At 72.0% G+C, this 16,071-nt stretch carries 11 protein-coding genes; 1 reads left to right on the top strand and 10 read right to left on the bottom strand.

Annotation, left to right across the window (positions count from 1 at the left end):
• Positions 1-20 precede the first annotated feature (20 nt).
• The 3 genes from H343_RS0117240 to H343_RS0117230 all read right to left on the bottom strand — a co-directional run bounded on the left by H343_RS0117240 (position 21) and on the right by H343_RS0117230 (position 4,025).
• On the bottom strand, positions 21-1,436 hold the full coding sequence (locus H343_RS0117240) for a glycosyltransferase (RefSeq protein WP_051265409.1): 1,416 nt from the start codon (positions 1,434-1,436) through the stop codon (positions 21-23).
• A 53-nt stretch (positions 1,437-1,489) separates the two neighbouring features.
• Entirely contained in the window at positions 1,490-2,476 is a 987-nt protein-coding gene (gntD, locus tag H343_RS0117235) for a guanitoxin biosynthesis L-enduracididine beta-hydroxylase GntD (RefSeq protein ID WP_028432178.1), read from the bottom strand.
• 256 nt (positions 2,477-2,732) lie between these two features.
• A complete protein-coding gene (locus H343_RS0117230) occupies positions 2,733-4,025 on the bottom strand; it encodes a DUF1343 domain-containing protein (protein ID WP_028432177.1) in 1,293 nt (430 codons plus the stop codon).
• Positions 4,026-4,163: 138 nt separating this feature from the next.
• On the opposite strand from H343_RS0117230, the gene H343_RS0117225 reads away from it, so the two are divergent.
• Positions 4,164-4,676 carry an O-acetyl-ADP-ribose deacetylase gene (locus H343_RS0117225; protein ID WP_037904055.1) on the top strand — a complete coding sequence of 171 codons (513 nt, stop codon included), beginning with the start codon at positions 4,164-4,166 and terminating at the stop codon, positions 4,674-4,676.
• Between the two features lie 58 nt (positions 4,677-4,734).
• Here H343_RS0117225 and H343_RS0117220 read toward each other — a convergent pair whose 3' ends face one another.
• The 7 genes from H343_RS0117220 to H343_RS0117190 all read right to left on the bottom strand — a co-directional run bounded on the left by H343_RS0117220 (position 4,735) and on the right by H343_RS0117190 (position 15,839).
• On the bottom strand, positions 4,735-5,391 hold the full coding sequence (locus H343_RS0117220) for an LUD domain-containing protein (protein ID WP_028432175.1): 657 nt from the start codon (positions 5,389-5,391) through the stop codon (positions 4,735-4,737).
• On the bottom strand, positions 5,388-6,887 hold the full coding sequence (locus tag H343_RS31145; RefSeq protein WP_037904146.1) for a lactate utilization protein B: 1,500 nt from the start codon (positions 6,885-6,887) through the stop codon (positions 5,388-5,390). Before H343_RS31145 ends, H343_RS0117220 begins: the two co-directional genes overlap by 4 nt.
• Before the next feature lie 26 nt (positions 6,888-6,913).
• Positions 6,914-7,630, bottom strand: coding sequence for a (Fe-S)-binding protein (locus tag H343_RS0117210; RefSeq protein ID WP_028432174.1), 717 nt, complete (start codon positions 7,628-7,630; stop codon positions 6,914-6,916).
• A 73-nt stretch (positions 7,631-7,703) separates the two neighbouring features.
• Positions 7,704-9,119, bottom strand: coding sequence for a rhamnulokinase (locus H343_RS31140; RefSeq protein WP_078505804.1), 1,416 nt, complete (start codon positions 9,117-9,119; stop codon positions 7,704-7,706).
• Positions 9,120-9,255: 136 nt separating this feature from the next.
• On the bottom strand, positions 9,256-11,298 hold the full coding sequence (locus H343_RS0117200; RefSeq protein WP_028432173.1) for a bifunctional rhamnulose-1-phosphate aldolase/short-chain dehydrogenase: 2,043 nt from the start codon (positions 11,296-11,298) through the stop codon (positions 9,256-9,258).
• A gap of 6 nt (positions 11,299-11,304) precedes the next feature.
• Complete coding sequence (gene rhaI / locus H343_RS0117195) at positions 11,305-12,477, bottom strand: L-rhamnose isomerase (protein ID WP_028432172.1); 1,173 nt, start codon at positions 12,475-12,477, stop codon at positions 11,305-11,307.
• A 161-nt stretch (positions 12,478-12,638) separates the two neighbouring features.
• A complete protein-coding gene (locus tag H343_RS0117190; RefSeq protein WP_028432171.1) occupies positions 12,639-15,839 on the bottom strand; it encodes an alpha-L-rhamnosidase in 3,201 nt (1,066 codons plus the stop codon).
• Positions 15,840-16,071: the final 232 nt, after the last annotated feature.

Below are 16,071 nucleotides of genomic sequence, written 5' to 3'. Positions count from 1 at the left end.
TCCGCGGGCGTCTCACCGCCTCACTGCGCTGCCGCCCGCAGCTCCCGCCAGAAACGGTTCCACGGCTCTCGCGGGAAGCGGTCCTCGGTGATCTTCCTGTTGGCCTCCAGCCGGCCGCGCAGGGACGCGTCGCCCTCCCGGAAGGCTGCGAGCGTCCGCAGGAACTCCACCGCTCCGGCCCGGACCGACTCGGCCGAGGTCTCCATCCGCACCCGCCAGAACTCCGGTCCGTAGACGGGCTCGAACACCTCGTACTCCGTCGTCGCGCACGGCACCCCCGCCATCGCTGCGAGCCCCGGGCCGAGCCCGACGGTCTCCACATCGCGCACGCCGGGAGTGAAGACGACCCCGCCGCAGGAGGCGGAGGCCACCCTCAGCAGATCGACCTCGTCCAGCCGCCAGCCGCCCCCCTCCTCGCGGAAGCTGCTCAACGGCACGCCGTCGAGGAAGCGGACGTCCTCCTCCACGCCGAGGGAGGCGGCGAGCGCGACCACCTCTCCCGCGTACTCCGGGTCCTCGTCCAGGCCGCCGAAGACCAGCAGATACGGCACGGGCTCGCCCGCCGCGAGAGCGGCCTCCTTCATCCCGGCGAGCAGGCGGAGCGCCACGTCGACGCCCTTGACGGGGAAGACCCGCACAGGGTCCAGCAGCACGGGCCGCCCCGGCTCCAGCCGCTGCTCGCGCAGGAACTGGGTGTGCCGCTCCTCCAGCTCCCCGCCGGGCACCTCGGGCAGCAGATTGGAGACGACCTCGGGCACGGCGTCCGTCGGGTAGGAGGCAGCCTCCCGGGCGAGACCGTCGGAGATGACGATCCACCGGGTGTGGTCGTCGTCCTGGGGGAGCGGCGTGAGGCCGTTGGGCGCCTCCGGATAGACGCGCAGCCCCGTGTCCGGGTCGTGGATGGCGCAGCTGCCGAAGAGGTCGTGGTCCCAGAAGACCATTCCGCCCGGACGGCCCGTGAAGTGGTCGCGCACCGCGGCGTGCAGCCCCGCAGTGGCCGGTACGGCGTCGGAGAGCGTCATGTTGAGCCCGAAGATCCAGTCCGGTCCCGTCTCCTCCAGCCACGCGGCGAAGTACGCACGGTAGGACTCGGAGAGCCGCGCGATCCGGTCAGCCAGCCGCCTGCCGTCCTCGGCGCCGGCAGAGCCGTGGGCCGCGACGGCGTCCCGCACGGACAGCAGCTCCCGCGCTCTCTCCGCGTCGGACATGCCGTCCTGGACGCGGTGGCCGGTGACCTCCATCCACGGGGAGTGGACGGGCCGGGCCCCGCCGGACGGGAAGAACCCGGCCTTGTCCGGGCGCCACGCGTACCCCAGGTCGGTGGCGACCGGCAGATCCACGCATCCGAGATCGCGGCCGGTCTGCAGGACGTTGCGGAAGACGGTCAGCAGTCCGGACGTGGGCAGGCCGTCGCCCGAGACGAGTGCTATGCGCACGGTGGTCCTCCTCGTGTGAACACCGGTGGTCGGACGTGGATTTCCGGCGCGTGTCAGCCGCGCAGCACGCGGGAGCGGGGGCCCGCGCGCTGCCCGGCCGACTTGCGCAGGTCCCGTGTCACGGTCACCTTCCTCAGCCATCGGTCCGTGCCGTCCAGCCGGGCCCGGAAAGGTCCGCGGCCGTGCACGCACCGCTGGTTGTCGATGATCAGCACGTCGCCCGGCTCCAGGGCCACGCCTGTGAGGCGGGACTCCAGCCGTGCGCACAGGCGTGCCAGCGCGGACGCGGCCTCTCCGTCGTCCGGCAGCGCCTCCATGTAGGGAGGGTCGATCCTGATGCCCGGATCGTCCCGGTCTCCGAAGAGGACGGCGACGGGCCGTTCGTGGGAGCCGGTCTCCGCCGGTGTCATGTGGCGGCGGTGCTCCGCGTCCGGTCTGATGACGAACCGCGGCTGGGAGAGCACCTCCCGGTCACCGGCGCTCAGCTCCAGGGCGCCGGCCGTCGCGATTGTGGTCGGCACGCGGTCGTGGTTGCGCAGACACAGCAGCAGGATGTGGTCACAGCGGTGCTCGTGGAAGGCGTCCTCGGTGTGGAACTCCAGCATTGACTCGCTGCCGTGCCCGGTCTGCCGGCGCTCGTTCCCCTTGATCGGGTGAATGTCGTTGTACAGCCTGCCGTCCTGCAGGGTGGACCAGCAGAACGGGTCGCCGAGAAGGGACGCCAGCAGGCCGAGCCAGAAATCCTCCCGGAGGGTGCGGTCCGCCTCGCGGTCCCTCCAGTGCGAAGGGGTCGGCCCGATCGCCGCGTCGTCCACGGGGAAGCCGCGCACCAGCGTCGTCGCGGGGCCGTCGTCGTAGCGCATCGCCCGCACTCCCGCGGACAGGTGCCGCGGCAGGGAGAGCGACGACGGTAAGGCGGAACGGAGGAATTCCTCGCTGTCGGGCCTCGTGCGGCGGGCTGCGAGGTCCTCCACGAGTTCCCGTGCGGAGGCGGCCTGAGCGGCGTCCAGGCCGATGATTGCCGAAGGGTCTCGCAACAACGGAAGTCCCATGGTCTGCGGAGGTCTGCCGCAACAGCAGACGTGGACGGAAGCGGGTTCGCGGTGCCGGGAGGGCTACCCCCGGGCACTGTGCGCACCCCCGCCGCCCAGCGGGTCTGGTGAAACCCCCAGTTGTCGGTCCGGCTTGTCCCGTACACGGCGCATCGGCGGTCCGCGGCGCGCACGGGAAGCACCGCGCCCCGGACGGAAGCCCGGGGCGCGGTGCAGGGAGAGCTGCCTTCGGCGCGTGCCGCTCTCAGCGGTAGAGGAGGTACTGGCGCCGGGTGCGGTCGAAGTCGCGCACCTCCGAGTCCCAGGCCGCGGTCACCGCCTCGGTGTCCTCACCGGCGTCGAGCATCGTGCGCAGGCGCGTCGACCCGGACAGCTTGTCGATCCAGTACGGGCGGGGGGCGTCGTCCTTGCGCCAGGCGAAGCCGTCGTACTTCATTGCTTCGGCGAGCATGGCGACGGCGGTCGGGATGGCCCTGTAGCTGCGCGGATCGGTGATGTGCAGCTGTACCCCCGCGCAGGTCTCGCCCTCGTGCTTGCTGAAGGTGGGCACGAAGTAGCCCTCGCGGAAGCGCACGCCCGGCAGGCCGCGGGCGTTGAGCCGGTCGCTGTAGTGGTGGTCGAGGTAGGGGGCGCCGATGAGTTCGAACGGGCGGGTCGTACCTCGCCCCTCGGAGAGATTGGTGCCCTCGAAGTAGCCGGTGCCCGCGTAGGCGGTGGCGGTGTCGGGGAAGGGCATGTTCGGTGACGGAGGCACCCAGGGAAGCCCCGTGTCCTGCCCGGTGACCGAGGGATCCCAGCCGCGCACGCGCACCACCTCCAGCTCCACCTTCCCGCCGTCGCCCTCGCCGGGCAGGAGTTCGCCGTTGAAGTAGCGGGCCAGCTCACCCACCGTCATGCCGTGCTGCTGGATGATCGGCTTCAGGCCGACGCCGGAGGTGAACTCCTCAGTCATCAGCGGTCCGTCCGCGCTCCGCCCGAGCGGGTTGGGGCGGTCGAGCACCACGAAGGAGGCGCCGATGTCCCGCGCCGCCGCCATCGCGTGGTACATCGTCCAGATGTAGGTGTAGAAGCGCACGCCGACGTCCTGGATGTCGAAGACGACCGTGTCCGCTCCCGCCTTGCGGAACAGCTGCGCCATCTTCGCCGTGTCCGCGCCGTAGGCGTCGTAGACGGTCAGTCCGGTGCGCGGGTCCTCGAACTCCGGCTCGGACTCACCGGCCTGCGCGCTGCCGCGGAAGCCGTGCTCGGGGCCGAAGACGCCGACGATGTCCAGCTCCTCGCGTGCGGCCATCGAGTCCACGATGTGGCTGGTGTCCCGCAGTACGCCCGTGGGGTTGCTGACCACGCCCACCTTGCGTCCGCGCAGGAGCCTCCAGCCGTCCGCCGCGGCCGCGTCGGCCCCCGGCGTGATGCGTCTGCCCGCGGCCGACCGGGCCGTGGTGGCGGCGGAAGCCGCGCTGGAGGTGAGCAGCGGAGCGCTGAGGGCGGCAGCCGTGCCGCCGAGGAAGAGCGAACGGCGGGAGGGGGCGCTGGACATCGCGGACGTCCTTCCGGAGGGTTCTGAGCGGGCACGGCTGGTCACGCAAGTTATCCCAAGGCAATGGTCACTGCCAGAGTGCGCGCGCGCTGCCACAGGTACGCACAATGACGGCGACCCGGTGCGAGGATGACCCGTATGCCGAATGCGACCGTCACGTGTGTCCGGGGCGACATCACCGAACAGACCGTCGACGCGGTGGTCAACGCCGCGAACTCCTCACTGCTGGGCGGTGGGGGAGTGGACGGCGCGATCCACCGCAAGGGCGGTCCCGAGATCCTGGCTGAGTGCCGTGAGCTGCGGGACGGGCGCTACCCCGAGGGGCTGCCCACGGGCCGGGCCGCCGCGACGACGGCGGGGCGGCTGCCCGCACGCTGGGTGATCCACACGGTCGGTCCCGTCTGGTCAAGGAGCGAGGACCGCTCTGCGCTGCTGGCGTCCTGCTACCGCGAATCGCTGCGTGTGGCGCGGGAGCTGGGGGCCGGTACGGTCGCGTTCCCGGCCGTCTCCACCGGCGTGTACGGCTGGCCGCTGGAGGACGGTGCCCGCATCGCCGTGTCGGCCGTGCGCGAGGAGGGGGAGGGCCTGGAGGAGGTGCGCTTCGTACTGTTCGACCAGCGCTCCTACGACACCTTCGCCGCCGAGATGTGAGCCGGCGGGCTCGCGGGCCGGCCCGCTCCCGGGAAAGAGGGCGGCCGGACGAGGACGCTCACTGACCGGCTCGGTCCGGCGAGACCAGGATCACCTCAAGAGTGCGCGGCCCGTGCACACCCTCGACCCGGTCGAGTTCGATGTCGCTGGTCGCCGACGGACCCGAGATCCATGTCTGGGGACGGGCGGGGTCCAGGCGTTCGAGCGCCTGCGGCACCGAGTCGACGACCTGCCGGGGAGCGTGGACGACGCAGATGTGGTGGTCGGGCACGAGCGAGATGCGCCGCCGGCCCTGGTCCTTCCCGGCGTCCAGGACGATCGTGCCGGTCTCCGCGACGGCCACGGCACAGCCGGTCACGACGCTGTCGAGCGCGTCGAGGTCGCGGGCGGTCATGGAGGGGGAGTCGGCGACGCGTTCGACGTCGTCCGGCAGCCAGCCGGCGGGGACGCCGGGGGGCGCGACGACGCTGCGGGCGCGGCGTGCACGCAGCAGTTCCGCGATCGTGCCGGGCAGCTGAGCGGACGTACAACGGTGCACCAGGGCGCGGTAGTCGGCGAGGTTCTCCGCGAGCAGATCCAGTCGCTGGGCGTCGGTGCGTTCGTCGTGAGTGCGCCAGTAGCCGCGCGCTACCGGACTCTCTCCGGGGCCCTCGCCGGACGGCACGTCGCTCAGGGCGCGTCGGATACGGGCGAGGACGACGTCGCGGCTGCTCACTTCCCGCCCCTCTCCCCGGGGCCACCGGCGCTGTGACCGTCCGGGCCGCTGTCCCCGCGGGTGCGCCGCCACCAGTCGCGGAAGGACTCGGCTGCCGCACGCGGCACGTCCCGGCTGTCGGACCAGGCACGGCCGGGACCGGGCAGCGGGACACGCCGAGGCGTCAGGCGGCGCGTACGGGCGGCGAGCCGCTGTCCGGTCCGCATGGCCCGGGGGTGCTCGAACGTCCAGCGGGCCGCACGCATCACGGCACGCTCGGCGGCGTGGCCCTTCGCGGGCCTGATGGTGGTCTTCTGGCCGCGGACGCTGACCGTGCCGCCCTCCACGACCCGTTCGCGCAGGTGGACCAGGACCTCCGGGATGTCGATGGCCACAGGGCAGACCTCGTAGCAGGCGCCGCACAGCGACGACGCATACGGCAGTGAGGCGTCGACCTCGTTGTGCACGCCGCGCAGCTGGGGACTGAGGATGGCGCCGATCGGACCGGGATAGGGGGAGCCGTAGGCGTGGCCGCCGGCCCGTTCGTAGACGGGGCAGACGTTCAGGCAGGCCGAGCAGCGGATGCAGCGCAGTGCCTGGCGGCCGACGGTGTCGGCGAGCGCGTCCGTGCGGCCGTTGTCGAGCAGCACGAGGTGGAAGGCGGAGGGGCCGTCCTCGTCGGCGGTGCCCGTCCAGGTGGAGGTGTAGGGGTTCATCCGCTCCGCCGTGGAGGAGCGGGGCAGGGTCTGCAGGAAGACCTCCAGGTCCTGCCAGGCGGGCACCGTCTTCTCGATCCCCACGACGGAGATGAGCGTCTCGGGCAGGGTCAGGCACATGCGGCCGTTGCCCTCGGACTCCACGACGACGAGTGTGCCCGTCTCGGCGACCATGAAGTTGGCGCCGGAGATGCCGACCTTGACGCCGAGGAACTTCTCCCGCAGGTGCAGCCGTGCCGCCTCGGCGAGCTGCGCGGGCTCGTCGGTGAGGTCTCTCGGTGCCGCCCGTCCCCAGTCGCCCATCCTCTCCCGGAAGATGTCGCGGATCTCGTCACGGTTGCGGTGGATGGCGGGGACGAGGATGTGCGACGGGAGGTCGTCCCCGAGCTGCACGATCAGCTCGGCCAGGTCGGTCTCGTACGCCGAGATGCCCTCCTGCGCCAGCGCCTCGTTGAGCCCGATCTCCTGCGTGGCCATGGACTTGACCTTGACCACTTCGCTCTCGCCCGTCTCACGGACCAGCCCGGTCACGATCCGGTTGGCCTCGGCCGCGTCGGCGGCCCAGTGGACGACACCGCCCGCCGCGGTGACCGCCTCCTCCAACTGCTCGAGGTAGTGGTCGAGATGGCGCAGCGTACGGTTCTTCAGCGCCGCCCCGGCCTCGCGCAGCTGCTCCCAGTCGCCCAGCTCGTCGACGGCCTGGGCGCGCTTGGCGCGGATGGTGTGCGTGGCGTGCCGCAGGTTTCCGCGCAGCCGCATGTCACGGGTCGAGGCGGCGGCGGCGCGCGGGAAGGAGGGCATCCCCAGATACGTACTGTTCGCGGTGGTCACAGCGGTGCCTCCTCGGTGCCGGCCAGGATCTCGGCGATGTGCACGGGACGGACCGCGGCGCCGCGGCGGGAGAGCGTGCCGCCGATGTGCATGAGGCAGGAGTTGTCGACCGTGCACACCGCCTCGGCGGCCGTCTCCTCGATGTGGCGTGCCTTGTCCGCGCCCATGGCGGCGGAGACGTCGGCGTTCTTCACTGCGAAGGTGCCGCCGAAGCCGCAGCATTCCTCCGCGCCCTCCAGCTCCCGCAGCCGCAGCCCCTTGACGGCCTGGAGCAGGCGGCGTGGACGGTCGCCCAGGCCGAGCATCCGCAGCCCGTGGCAGGTGGGGTGGTAGGTGACGGTGTGCGGGTAGTACGCGCCCACGTCCGTCACCCCCAGCACGTCGACGAGGAACTCGGTCAGCTCGTAGGTGCCGGCGACGGCCTCCCGGGTGGCTTCGGCGTCCATCCGCGGGTAGTTGTCCCGCACCATCGCCGCACACGAGCCGGAGGGGACCACGATGTGGTCGTAGCCGCGGAAGACCTCCGCGTAGCGGTGCGCGAGCGGCTCGGACTCGCTGCGGTAGCCGGTGTTGAACTGCGGCTGCCCGCAGCAGGACTGGCCCGGGGGGAAGTCCACTTCCACGCCCAGGCGTTCCAGGAGGGTGACGACCGCCTGCCCGGTGCGGGGGTAGAGCGTGTCGTTGATGCAGGTGATGAAGAGCGCGACCCGCAAGGCCCCTCCTCTCGTCCTCGTCCGCCTGCTCCGTGCTGCCGGCCGCGGACCGTCCGCACCGACCGGGCTTCGGTCAGTCCCGGCCGCGGACCGTCCGCGCCGCCCGTGACCACTCCTGCTCGCTGCCGTGCGCCCCGGACGGTTCGTACGTCCGCAGCGGCAGGGTGTCATACAGCAGCCGTCTGACATCCCCACTGTCGCCGTGAATCACACCGTGTGCCCGTGCCTGGACGACGACGTTGCCCAGCGCCGCCGCCTCGGCCGGGCCCGCGATCACCGGCAGCCGGCAGGCGTCGGCGGTGAGTTGGCACAGCAGTTCGTTGTGCACGCCGCCGCCGACCACGTGCACCGAGTCGACCTCGCGGCCCGAGAGGCGCTGCGCGTCCTCGACGGCGAGACGGTGCGCGAGGGCGAGGGAGTCCAGTACGCACCGTGCTGTGGCCGCCGGACCGTCCGGCACCGGCTGGCCCGAGAGGCGGCAGGCCTCCTCGATGCGCCGCGGCATTCCTCCCGGCGCGAGGAATGCCGGGTCGCCCGCGTCGAGCACGGACCGCAGCGGCGGGCACGCCCCTGCCGCGCGCAGCAGCCGGTCCAGGTCCTGCGGCTGCCCCTGCGACTCCCATGTGCGCAGGCACTCCTGGAGCAGCCACAGCCCCATGATGTTGCGCAGATAGCGCACCGTGCCGTCGATGCCCAGTTCGTTGGTGAAGTTGGCCAGCCGGCTCTCCTCGGACAGGACGGGCGAGGCCAGTTCGAGCCCTGCGAGCGACCACGTGCCGGTGGCGATGTAGGCGAAGCGGTCACCCGGTGCCGGAACGGCGGCGACCGCTGAGGCGGTGTCGTGCGAGGCGACCGTCGTGACGGGCAGGGGGCCTTGCAGACCCGTCTCCTCCAGCACCTCCGGCAGCAGCTCGCCCGCCGGGTCGCCGGGGTGCCGCAGCGGCGGGAAGAGCGAGAGGTCGACACCGGCGGCTTCGGCGACCACGGGTGAGAAGCCGCGGGTGACCGGGTCCATCAGCTGCGTCGTCGAGGCGTTCGTCAGCTCGGTGCCGCGCACGCCGGTGAGCCAGTACGAGAGCAGATCGGGTATGAGCAGCAGCTCCCGTGCCGCCGCCAGTTGCGGTGAGCCCCGTGCGGCGGTGAGCTGGTAGAGGGTGTTGAAGGGGAGGTACTGCACGCCGGTGTGCGCGTACAGCTCCCCGGGCGGCAGCGACTCGGCGACGCGTTCTGCCATGCCGTCCGTACGGGCGTCCCGGTAGTGCACCGGATTGCCCAGCAGCGTGCCGTGGGCGTCCAGCAGGCCGTAGTCCACAGCCCAGGAGTCCAGTCCGACCGAGTCGACCTGTCCGGCACGGCGCAACCCGTCCAGCACGCCCTGATGGAGGGCGAGGATGTCCCAGTGCAGGGTTCCGCCCGTACGCACCGGCCTGTTGGGGAAGCGGTGCACCTCCCGCAGCCGCACCGAGCCCGGGCTCACCCGGCCCGTCATGACGCGGCCGCTCGACGCGCCGAGGTCGACCGCCGCGAACGTGCCGGAGGCGGTCGGAGATGCGGACGGGGAGGCGGACGGGGAGGGGAGCTGCGGCACGGCGGCGGACCTCGTTCCTCGGCGGCGGGAGGGTTGTTCAGCGCAGGAAGGCGGCGGCCACCCCGGCGTCGACCGGTACGTGCATGCCCGTGGTGCGGCTCAGATCGCCGCCCGTCAGGGCGAAGACGGCGTTCGCGACGTGTTCCGGCAGAACTTCGCGCTTGAGGAGGGTGCGCTGGGCGTAGAACTCGCCGAGCTCCTCCTCCGGCACGCCGTAGACCGCCGCCCGCCGGGCGCCCCAGCCGCCGGCGAAGATGCCGGAGCCGCGCACGACACCGTCGGGGTTGACGCCGTTGACGCGGATGCCGTGGGACCCCAGCTCGGCCGCCAGCAGCCGCACCTGATGCGCCTGATCGGCCTTGGCGGCGCCGTAGGCGATGTTGTCGGGACCGGCGAATACACCGTTCTTGGAGGCGATGTAGACGATGTCGCCGCCCATGCCCTGCGCGGTCATCACGCGCACCGCCTCCCGAGAGGTGAGGAAGGAGCCGCGCGCCATGATGCCGTGCTGGACGTCCCAGTCCTGGGCCGTCGTCTCCAGCAGCGGCTTGGACAGGGAGACGCCCGCGTTGTTGACGACCAGGTCCACCCCGCCGAAGGCGAGCACCGCCTCCCGGAAGGCGTCCTCGATCTGCTCCTGGGAGGTGACGTCGACGGTGACGGCGACCGCCCTGTCCGCTCCGCCGAGTTCGTCGGCGACCGAGGCGGCGCTCTCCGCGGCCCGGTCGGCCACGACGACGCTCGCGCCCTCGTCCGCCAGCCGGTGCGCTATGGCCCGTCCGATGCCCGACCCGGCGCCCGTCACCAGCGCCACCCGGGCCGCAAGCGGCCTGGGAGCGGGCAGGCGGCGCAGCTTGGCCTCCTCCAGGTCCCAGTACTCGATACGGAACTTCTCCGACTCCCCGATGGGGGAGTAGGACGAGACAGCCTCCGCGCCGCGCATCACATTGATTGCGTTGACGTAGAACTCGCCGGCCACCCTTGCCGTCTGCTTGTCCTTGCCGAAGGAGAACATCCCCACGCCGGGCACCAGCACGATCGCCGGGTCGGCGCCCCGCATGGCGGGGGAGGCGGGCGTGGCGTGCCGCTCGTAGTACGCGCGGTACCCGCGCCGGTAGTCCTCGTGCAGCTCGCGCAGCCGCTCCACTGCCTCCTCCAGCGGCGCGTGCCCGGGCAGGTCGAGAAGCAGCGGGCGGACCTTCGTGCGCAGGAAATGGTCGGGGCAGGACGTGCCCAGCGCGGCGAGCCGGGGGTGCTCCTCGCGGGAGAGGAAGTCCAGCACCTCCTCGCAGTCGGTGAAGTGGCCGACCTGCTGACGGTCGGTGGAGACCAGCCCACGGATCAGCGGCGCGAGCGCGGCGGCCCGCTCGCGGCGCGCCCCGGCCGCCAGCGGCCGGTATCCCTCACGTGCGGGGCCGAAGGGCTCGGCGCGGCCGTGCTCGGTGAGGTAAGCCTCGGCCGTGCGGATGATGTGCAGCGAGTTGCGTTCGCACTCCTCGCTCGTCGAGCCCCACGCCGTGATGCCGTGGCCGCCCAGCACGCAGCCGACCGCCCGCGGATTGGCGTCCTTGACGGCGGCGATGTCCAGGCCCAGCTGGAAGCCGGGGCGCCGCCAGGGCACCCACACCACGCTCTCCCCGAAGCACTCCCGTGTCAGCCTCTCGCCGTCTTCGGCGCAGGCCAGCGCGATGCCCGAGTCCGGATGCAGATGGTCGACGTGCGCGGCCTCGACCAGTCCGTGCATGGCGGTGTCGATGGAGGGGGCGGCACCGCCCTTGCCGTGCAGGCAGAAGTCGAAGGCGGCGACCATCTCGTCCTCGCGCTCGACGCCCGGGTAGACGTCCTTCAGCGCCCTGAGCCGGTCCAGGCGCAGCGCGGCGAGACCGCCCGCGGTCAGGGTACCGAGGTCGCCGCCGGAGCCCTTCACCCACAGCAGGTCGGTCTGCGACCCGGTCACTGGGTCGGGGGCGGAGCCCTTGGCGGAGGTGTTGCCGCCCGCGTAGTTGGTGTTGCGCGGATCGGCGCCGAGCCGGTGCGAGCGCTCAAGGAGCGCGTCGACGGCGGGGTGCTGTGCTGTCATGACCGGCTACGCCCCCCAGCCGGCCTGCCGGCCGCCCTTGCGCTCTTCGGTGATCCTGCTCGCCCAGCCGGAGCGGTGGTAGGCCGCGACGGGGTCCGCGTCCAGGCCCTGCTCCTGGCGCACTTCGGCGAGCAGCGGGCGTACGTCCGTGTTGTAGGCGTCCATCAGGACGGCGTTCGCCCCGAGCACGTCGCCCGAGCGCTGCGCGGCGCCCAGTGCCTCGCGGTCCACGAGGAGGGCCTTCGCGGTGGCCTCCTGGACGTTCATCACCGAGCGGATGACCGCCGGAATCTTCGGTTCGACGTTGTGGCACTGGTCGAGCATGAAGGCGATACCGGCGGTGCTCTCCAGGCCGCCGCCACGCACCACTTCGTACATGATGCGGAAGAGCTGGAAGGGGTCGGCCGAGCCGGCCATCAGGTCGTCGTCCGCGTAGAAGCGGGAGTTGAAGTCGAAGCCGCCGAGTTTCCCCTCCCGCAGCAGCAGCGCGACGATGAACTCGATGTTGGTGCCCGGCGCGTGGTGACCGGTGTCCACGACGACCGCGGCCTTGGGGCCCAGCTTCAGGCAGTGCGCGTAGGCCGTTCCCCAGTCGGGGACGTCGGTGGTGTAGAAGGCCGGTTCGAAGAACTTGTACTCCAGCAGCATCCGCTGGTCCTCGCCCAGGCGTTCCCGGACTGCCGTCAGCGCCTCGGCCAGCCGGTCCTGACGGGCACATATGTCGTCCTGGCCGGGGTAGTTGGTTCCGTCGGCGAACCAGAGCTTCAGGTCCCGGGAGCCGGTCGCGTCCATGATGTCGACGCACTCCAGCAGATGTGCCAGGGCCTTGCGGCGTACGGCCGGCTCGGGGTGGGTGACGGAGCCGAGCCTGTAGTCGTCGTCCTGGAAGACGTTGGAGTTCACGGTGCCCAGGCGAAGCCCGCGCTCGCGCGCGTACTGAGCCAGCGCGCCGTAGTCCTCCACCCTGTCCCAGGGGATGTGCAGGGCGACGGTGGGTGCGACGCCGGTGTGCTCGTGGACGCGTGCGGCGTCATCCAGCTTCTCCTCGGGCGTGCGGGGCACGCCGGGCTGGGTGAACACCTTGAACCGCGTGCCGGAGTTGCCGTAGCCCCACGAGGGTGTCTCTATCCGCTGTGACGTGAGGGCGGCCTTGACGGCCGTCAGGTCCGGGTCCGGCATGCGTCTCCTCGGGTGCGTGCGGCGGTACAGGGGTCACATATTCATGAAACGATTCAGGAAACGTACTTGTGCAGGTGACCGCCGTCAAGAGCCCGAACTGCCCTTCCCCGGACGGCGGTCGGGAGGCCGCCCGTCACCGGACGGCTTCCCGCCGCGGCCTCTCAGCCGCCGCTGCTGAAACGGTGGGTGCCCGAGCCGGCCTCGAAGACCGCGCAGCCGTCCTCCCGGCGCAGCGGGCGCACTCCCTCCGCCCTCACTTCCGCCCCGCGCGCCGCCGGCACCCACACCTCGGCCGTGGTGTTGACCGGGACCGAGACGGTCAGCGTGAAGCGGTCCTCGCCGTCCAGACTCCAGTGGGTGCGAACGGGCCCGTACGGCGAGTCGAACCGGGCGCTCGCGGTGCGCACCCCGCCGCCCGGCCGCGGCCGGACCACCGTGTGGCGGAAGCCGGGCTCGCCGGGCACGATGCCGGCCAGGTGCCCGTACATCCACTCGCCGACGCTGCCGTAGGCGTAGTGGTTGAAGGAGTTCATCCCCACGTCCTGGAAGCTGCCGTCGGGCTTCACGGAGTCCCAGCGCTCCCACATGGTCGTGGAGCCCCTGTCGATCTGGTAGCCCCAGGAGGGGAACGTCCGCCGGTGCAGCAGCCGGTGGGCCACCTCGGCGTGACCGGCCTCCGTCAGAGCGGGCAGCAGCCGCGGCGTGCCGAGAAAGCCGGTCGACAGGTGGCCGTCCCGCTCGGCGATCAGCTCGACGAGACGGTCCGAGGCGGCTCGCCGGGCCGCCGCCGTCGGCAGCAGATCCATCGACAGCGCCAGTACGTACGCGGTCTGGGTGTCGCCCTTGATCCTGCCGCCGTCGCCCGCGTAGGCGCCGGTGAACGCCGAACGGATGCGCTCGCGCAGCTCCCGGTACGGTCCGGGGTCCTCGCCCACAACTGCCGCCGTGCGTGCCACCAGGCCGGTGACATGGGCGAAGCAGGCGGTTGCGATGACGTCCTTGGGCGTCTCGTCCTCGACGTTCAGCCAGTCCCCGTAGCCCTCGGCGGGGCGCAGCAGCCCGTCGCTGTGCTTCTCGAGGTAGGTGATCCAGCGGCGCATGGCCTGCCAGTTCTCCTCCAGCACCCGTTCGTCCCCGTACGCGCGGTACAGCGCCCAGGGCACGGTCACCCCGGCATCGCCCCAGCCCGCCGTGCCCCGTCCGACGGAGCCGACGAAGGGCGCGACGTCCGGGAAGGCGCCCTCCTCGTCCTGGCCGTCGCGCAGGTCCTGGAGCCACTTGGCCAGGAAACGCGCGGACTCCATGGTGTAGGCGGCGGTCGGGGCGAAGACGTTGATGTCGCCGGACCAGCCGAGCCTCTCGTCCCGGGCCGGGGTGTCGGTGGGCACCGAGAGGAAGTTGCCCCGCTGGCCCCAGGTGATGTTGCCGTGCAGCCGGTTGAGCATCGCGGAGTCGGTGGAGAACTCCATGGTGAAGGGGGCGGAGGTGTGCATGACCCGGCCCACGAGTGCGTCCTTGCCCAGCCTGCCCGGAGCGCCCGTGACCTCGGCGTAGCGGAAGCCGTGGAAGGTGAAGCGGGGTTCGCAGGTCTGTGTACCGCCCCCCTTGAGGACGAAGGTGTCGACGGCGCGCGCGGTGCGCAGGTTGGCGACGTAGAGGGAGCCGTCGCGGTCCAGGACCTCGCCGTGCCGGATGTGGACCCGCTGCCCCGCCCGGCCGCCCGGGACGGTGAGGCGGACGTCGCCGACCATGTTCTGGCCGAGGTCGAAGAGGAAGACGCCGGGGCGTACTTCGCTGACCCCGACGGGGGCTATCTCCTTCATCACCCGGGTCGGTGCGTCCGTCATGGCCACGACCTCGGTGCCGGTGCCGGAGGCCGCTTCGGCGTCCTGCCAGCCGGAGTCGTCGAATCCGGGTTCGGTCCAGCCGGAGGTCTCCGCGCGGGCGTCGTACTCCTCGCCCATCATCAGGTCGGAGGTCACCAGTGGCCCGGTGGCTGCCCGCCAGTCCTCGCCGGTGACGACGGTGGTGCTGCCGCCGTCGGTCACCACCTCCAGCTGTGCGAGCAGGGCGGGGCGGCTGCCGTACTGATGCTGTCCGAACCAGCCGACGTTGCCCGCGTACCAGCCCGGGGCGAGGGTCACGGCGAGCGCGTTCTCTCCTGCCCGCACGGCGCCGGTGACGTCGTAGGTCTGGTACGCCACGCGCTTGCCGTAGTCCGTCCAGCCGGGAGTGAGCCGGTCGTGCCCGACACGCTCGCCGTTCAGGTGCGCCTCGTAGAGCCCCAGGGCGGTCACGTACAGGCGGGCGCGGGAGACGGCCCCGCGGGGCAGGCGGAACGAGCGGCGCAGCTGGGCGGGCGACTGCTGCGGCAGCACCTCACCCCACGGGTCCGCGCCCCAGGGGGCCACCTCCCGCGCGGAGGACCAGCCGCTGTCGTCGTAGCCGGGGGAGTGCCAGTCGCCGGAAGGCCTCTCGTCCGTGGCCTTCCAGCCCGCGTCCGCGCGGAAGCGGGTGGTGCCCTCGTCGGTCGTGACCTCCAGCAGGACCAGCAGACCCGCGGGCCCCTCCTCGGCGTTGGTGGCTGAGACGGCGAAGGTGTTGGTGCCGCGGCGCAGTTCACGGGTGACGTCCAGCAGGGAGGGACGGCTGTGGCCCTTCTGCACCGCGAGGGCCTCACGGTCGGCGATGCCCGTGCCGTTGAGGTGCGCGGTGAAGCCGTCGTCGGCGGCGATCACCAGCCGCGCCCTGCGTACCGTGCCGGGCACTTCGGCGCTGCCGCGGAACCAGCGGGTCGCGGCCGGTGCCCGCGAGGCCGGGTCGCCCTCGGGGAACCAGATCCAGGACGTCCCGGCCGGGGCAGGTGGCGCGGTCACCTCCTCCGGTGCGTTGATCCAGCCGGCCCGCCACCGCTCTGCGCCCATCAGCCCCGTCTCCCACCAGCTCGGCGCGCTCCAGGCGGAGGGCCGTCCCTCGCCGTCCCACACCCGGACCGACCAGTGGTAGCGCGTTGCGGGGCGCAGTGCGGGGCCGTCGTAGGGGACGAGGACCGACTGCCGTGAGGTGATCTCGCCGCTGTCCCAGACGTCGGGGGCGGACAGCCGGTCAGGGCTGCCGGCGACCCGGATCTGGTAGGCGTGCTGGAGCTGGTCCGGCGCGTTCGAGCTCAGGGTCCAGCTCAGCCGGGGGCGCGGGACGTCCAGGCCGAGCGGACGGTCGGCGTACTCCGTCGTGACGCTCTCGACCCTCAGGTTCGTGCTGGCCCGGTCACCCTCGGCGGCCTGTGCGGCGGGGGCGGGGAGTTGGGTGACGGCGGTTCCGGATGCGGCGGCGGTGGCGAGCAAGTGGCGTCTGCTGATCATGTGCACCTCCTGGGGCGGCCGCGGAAGGCAGCCGGAGTCTGAGGGTAAAACGATTCAATACGCGGCGCCAGGAACGTAGAGCGGTATCTCCACGGGCGTCAAGAGAGCCGATGCAGCCGCCATTTGCCTGCCGCGCACCCTCTTGACGAGCCTCCGGTCGAGGGCTAGCTTCCCTGAAACTCCGGTTGAAACATTTCATTTCACGCCGCGTCGCGCGTCTCCGTTCAGCACC

The organism is Streptomyces sp. TAA204 (assembly GCF_000424965.1).
Note: the sequence above shows the minus strand (reverse complement) of the source record. Positions and strands in the feature narration are given on the sequence as shown.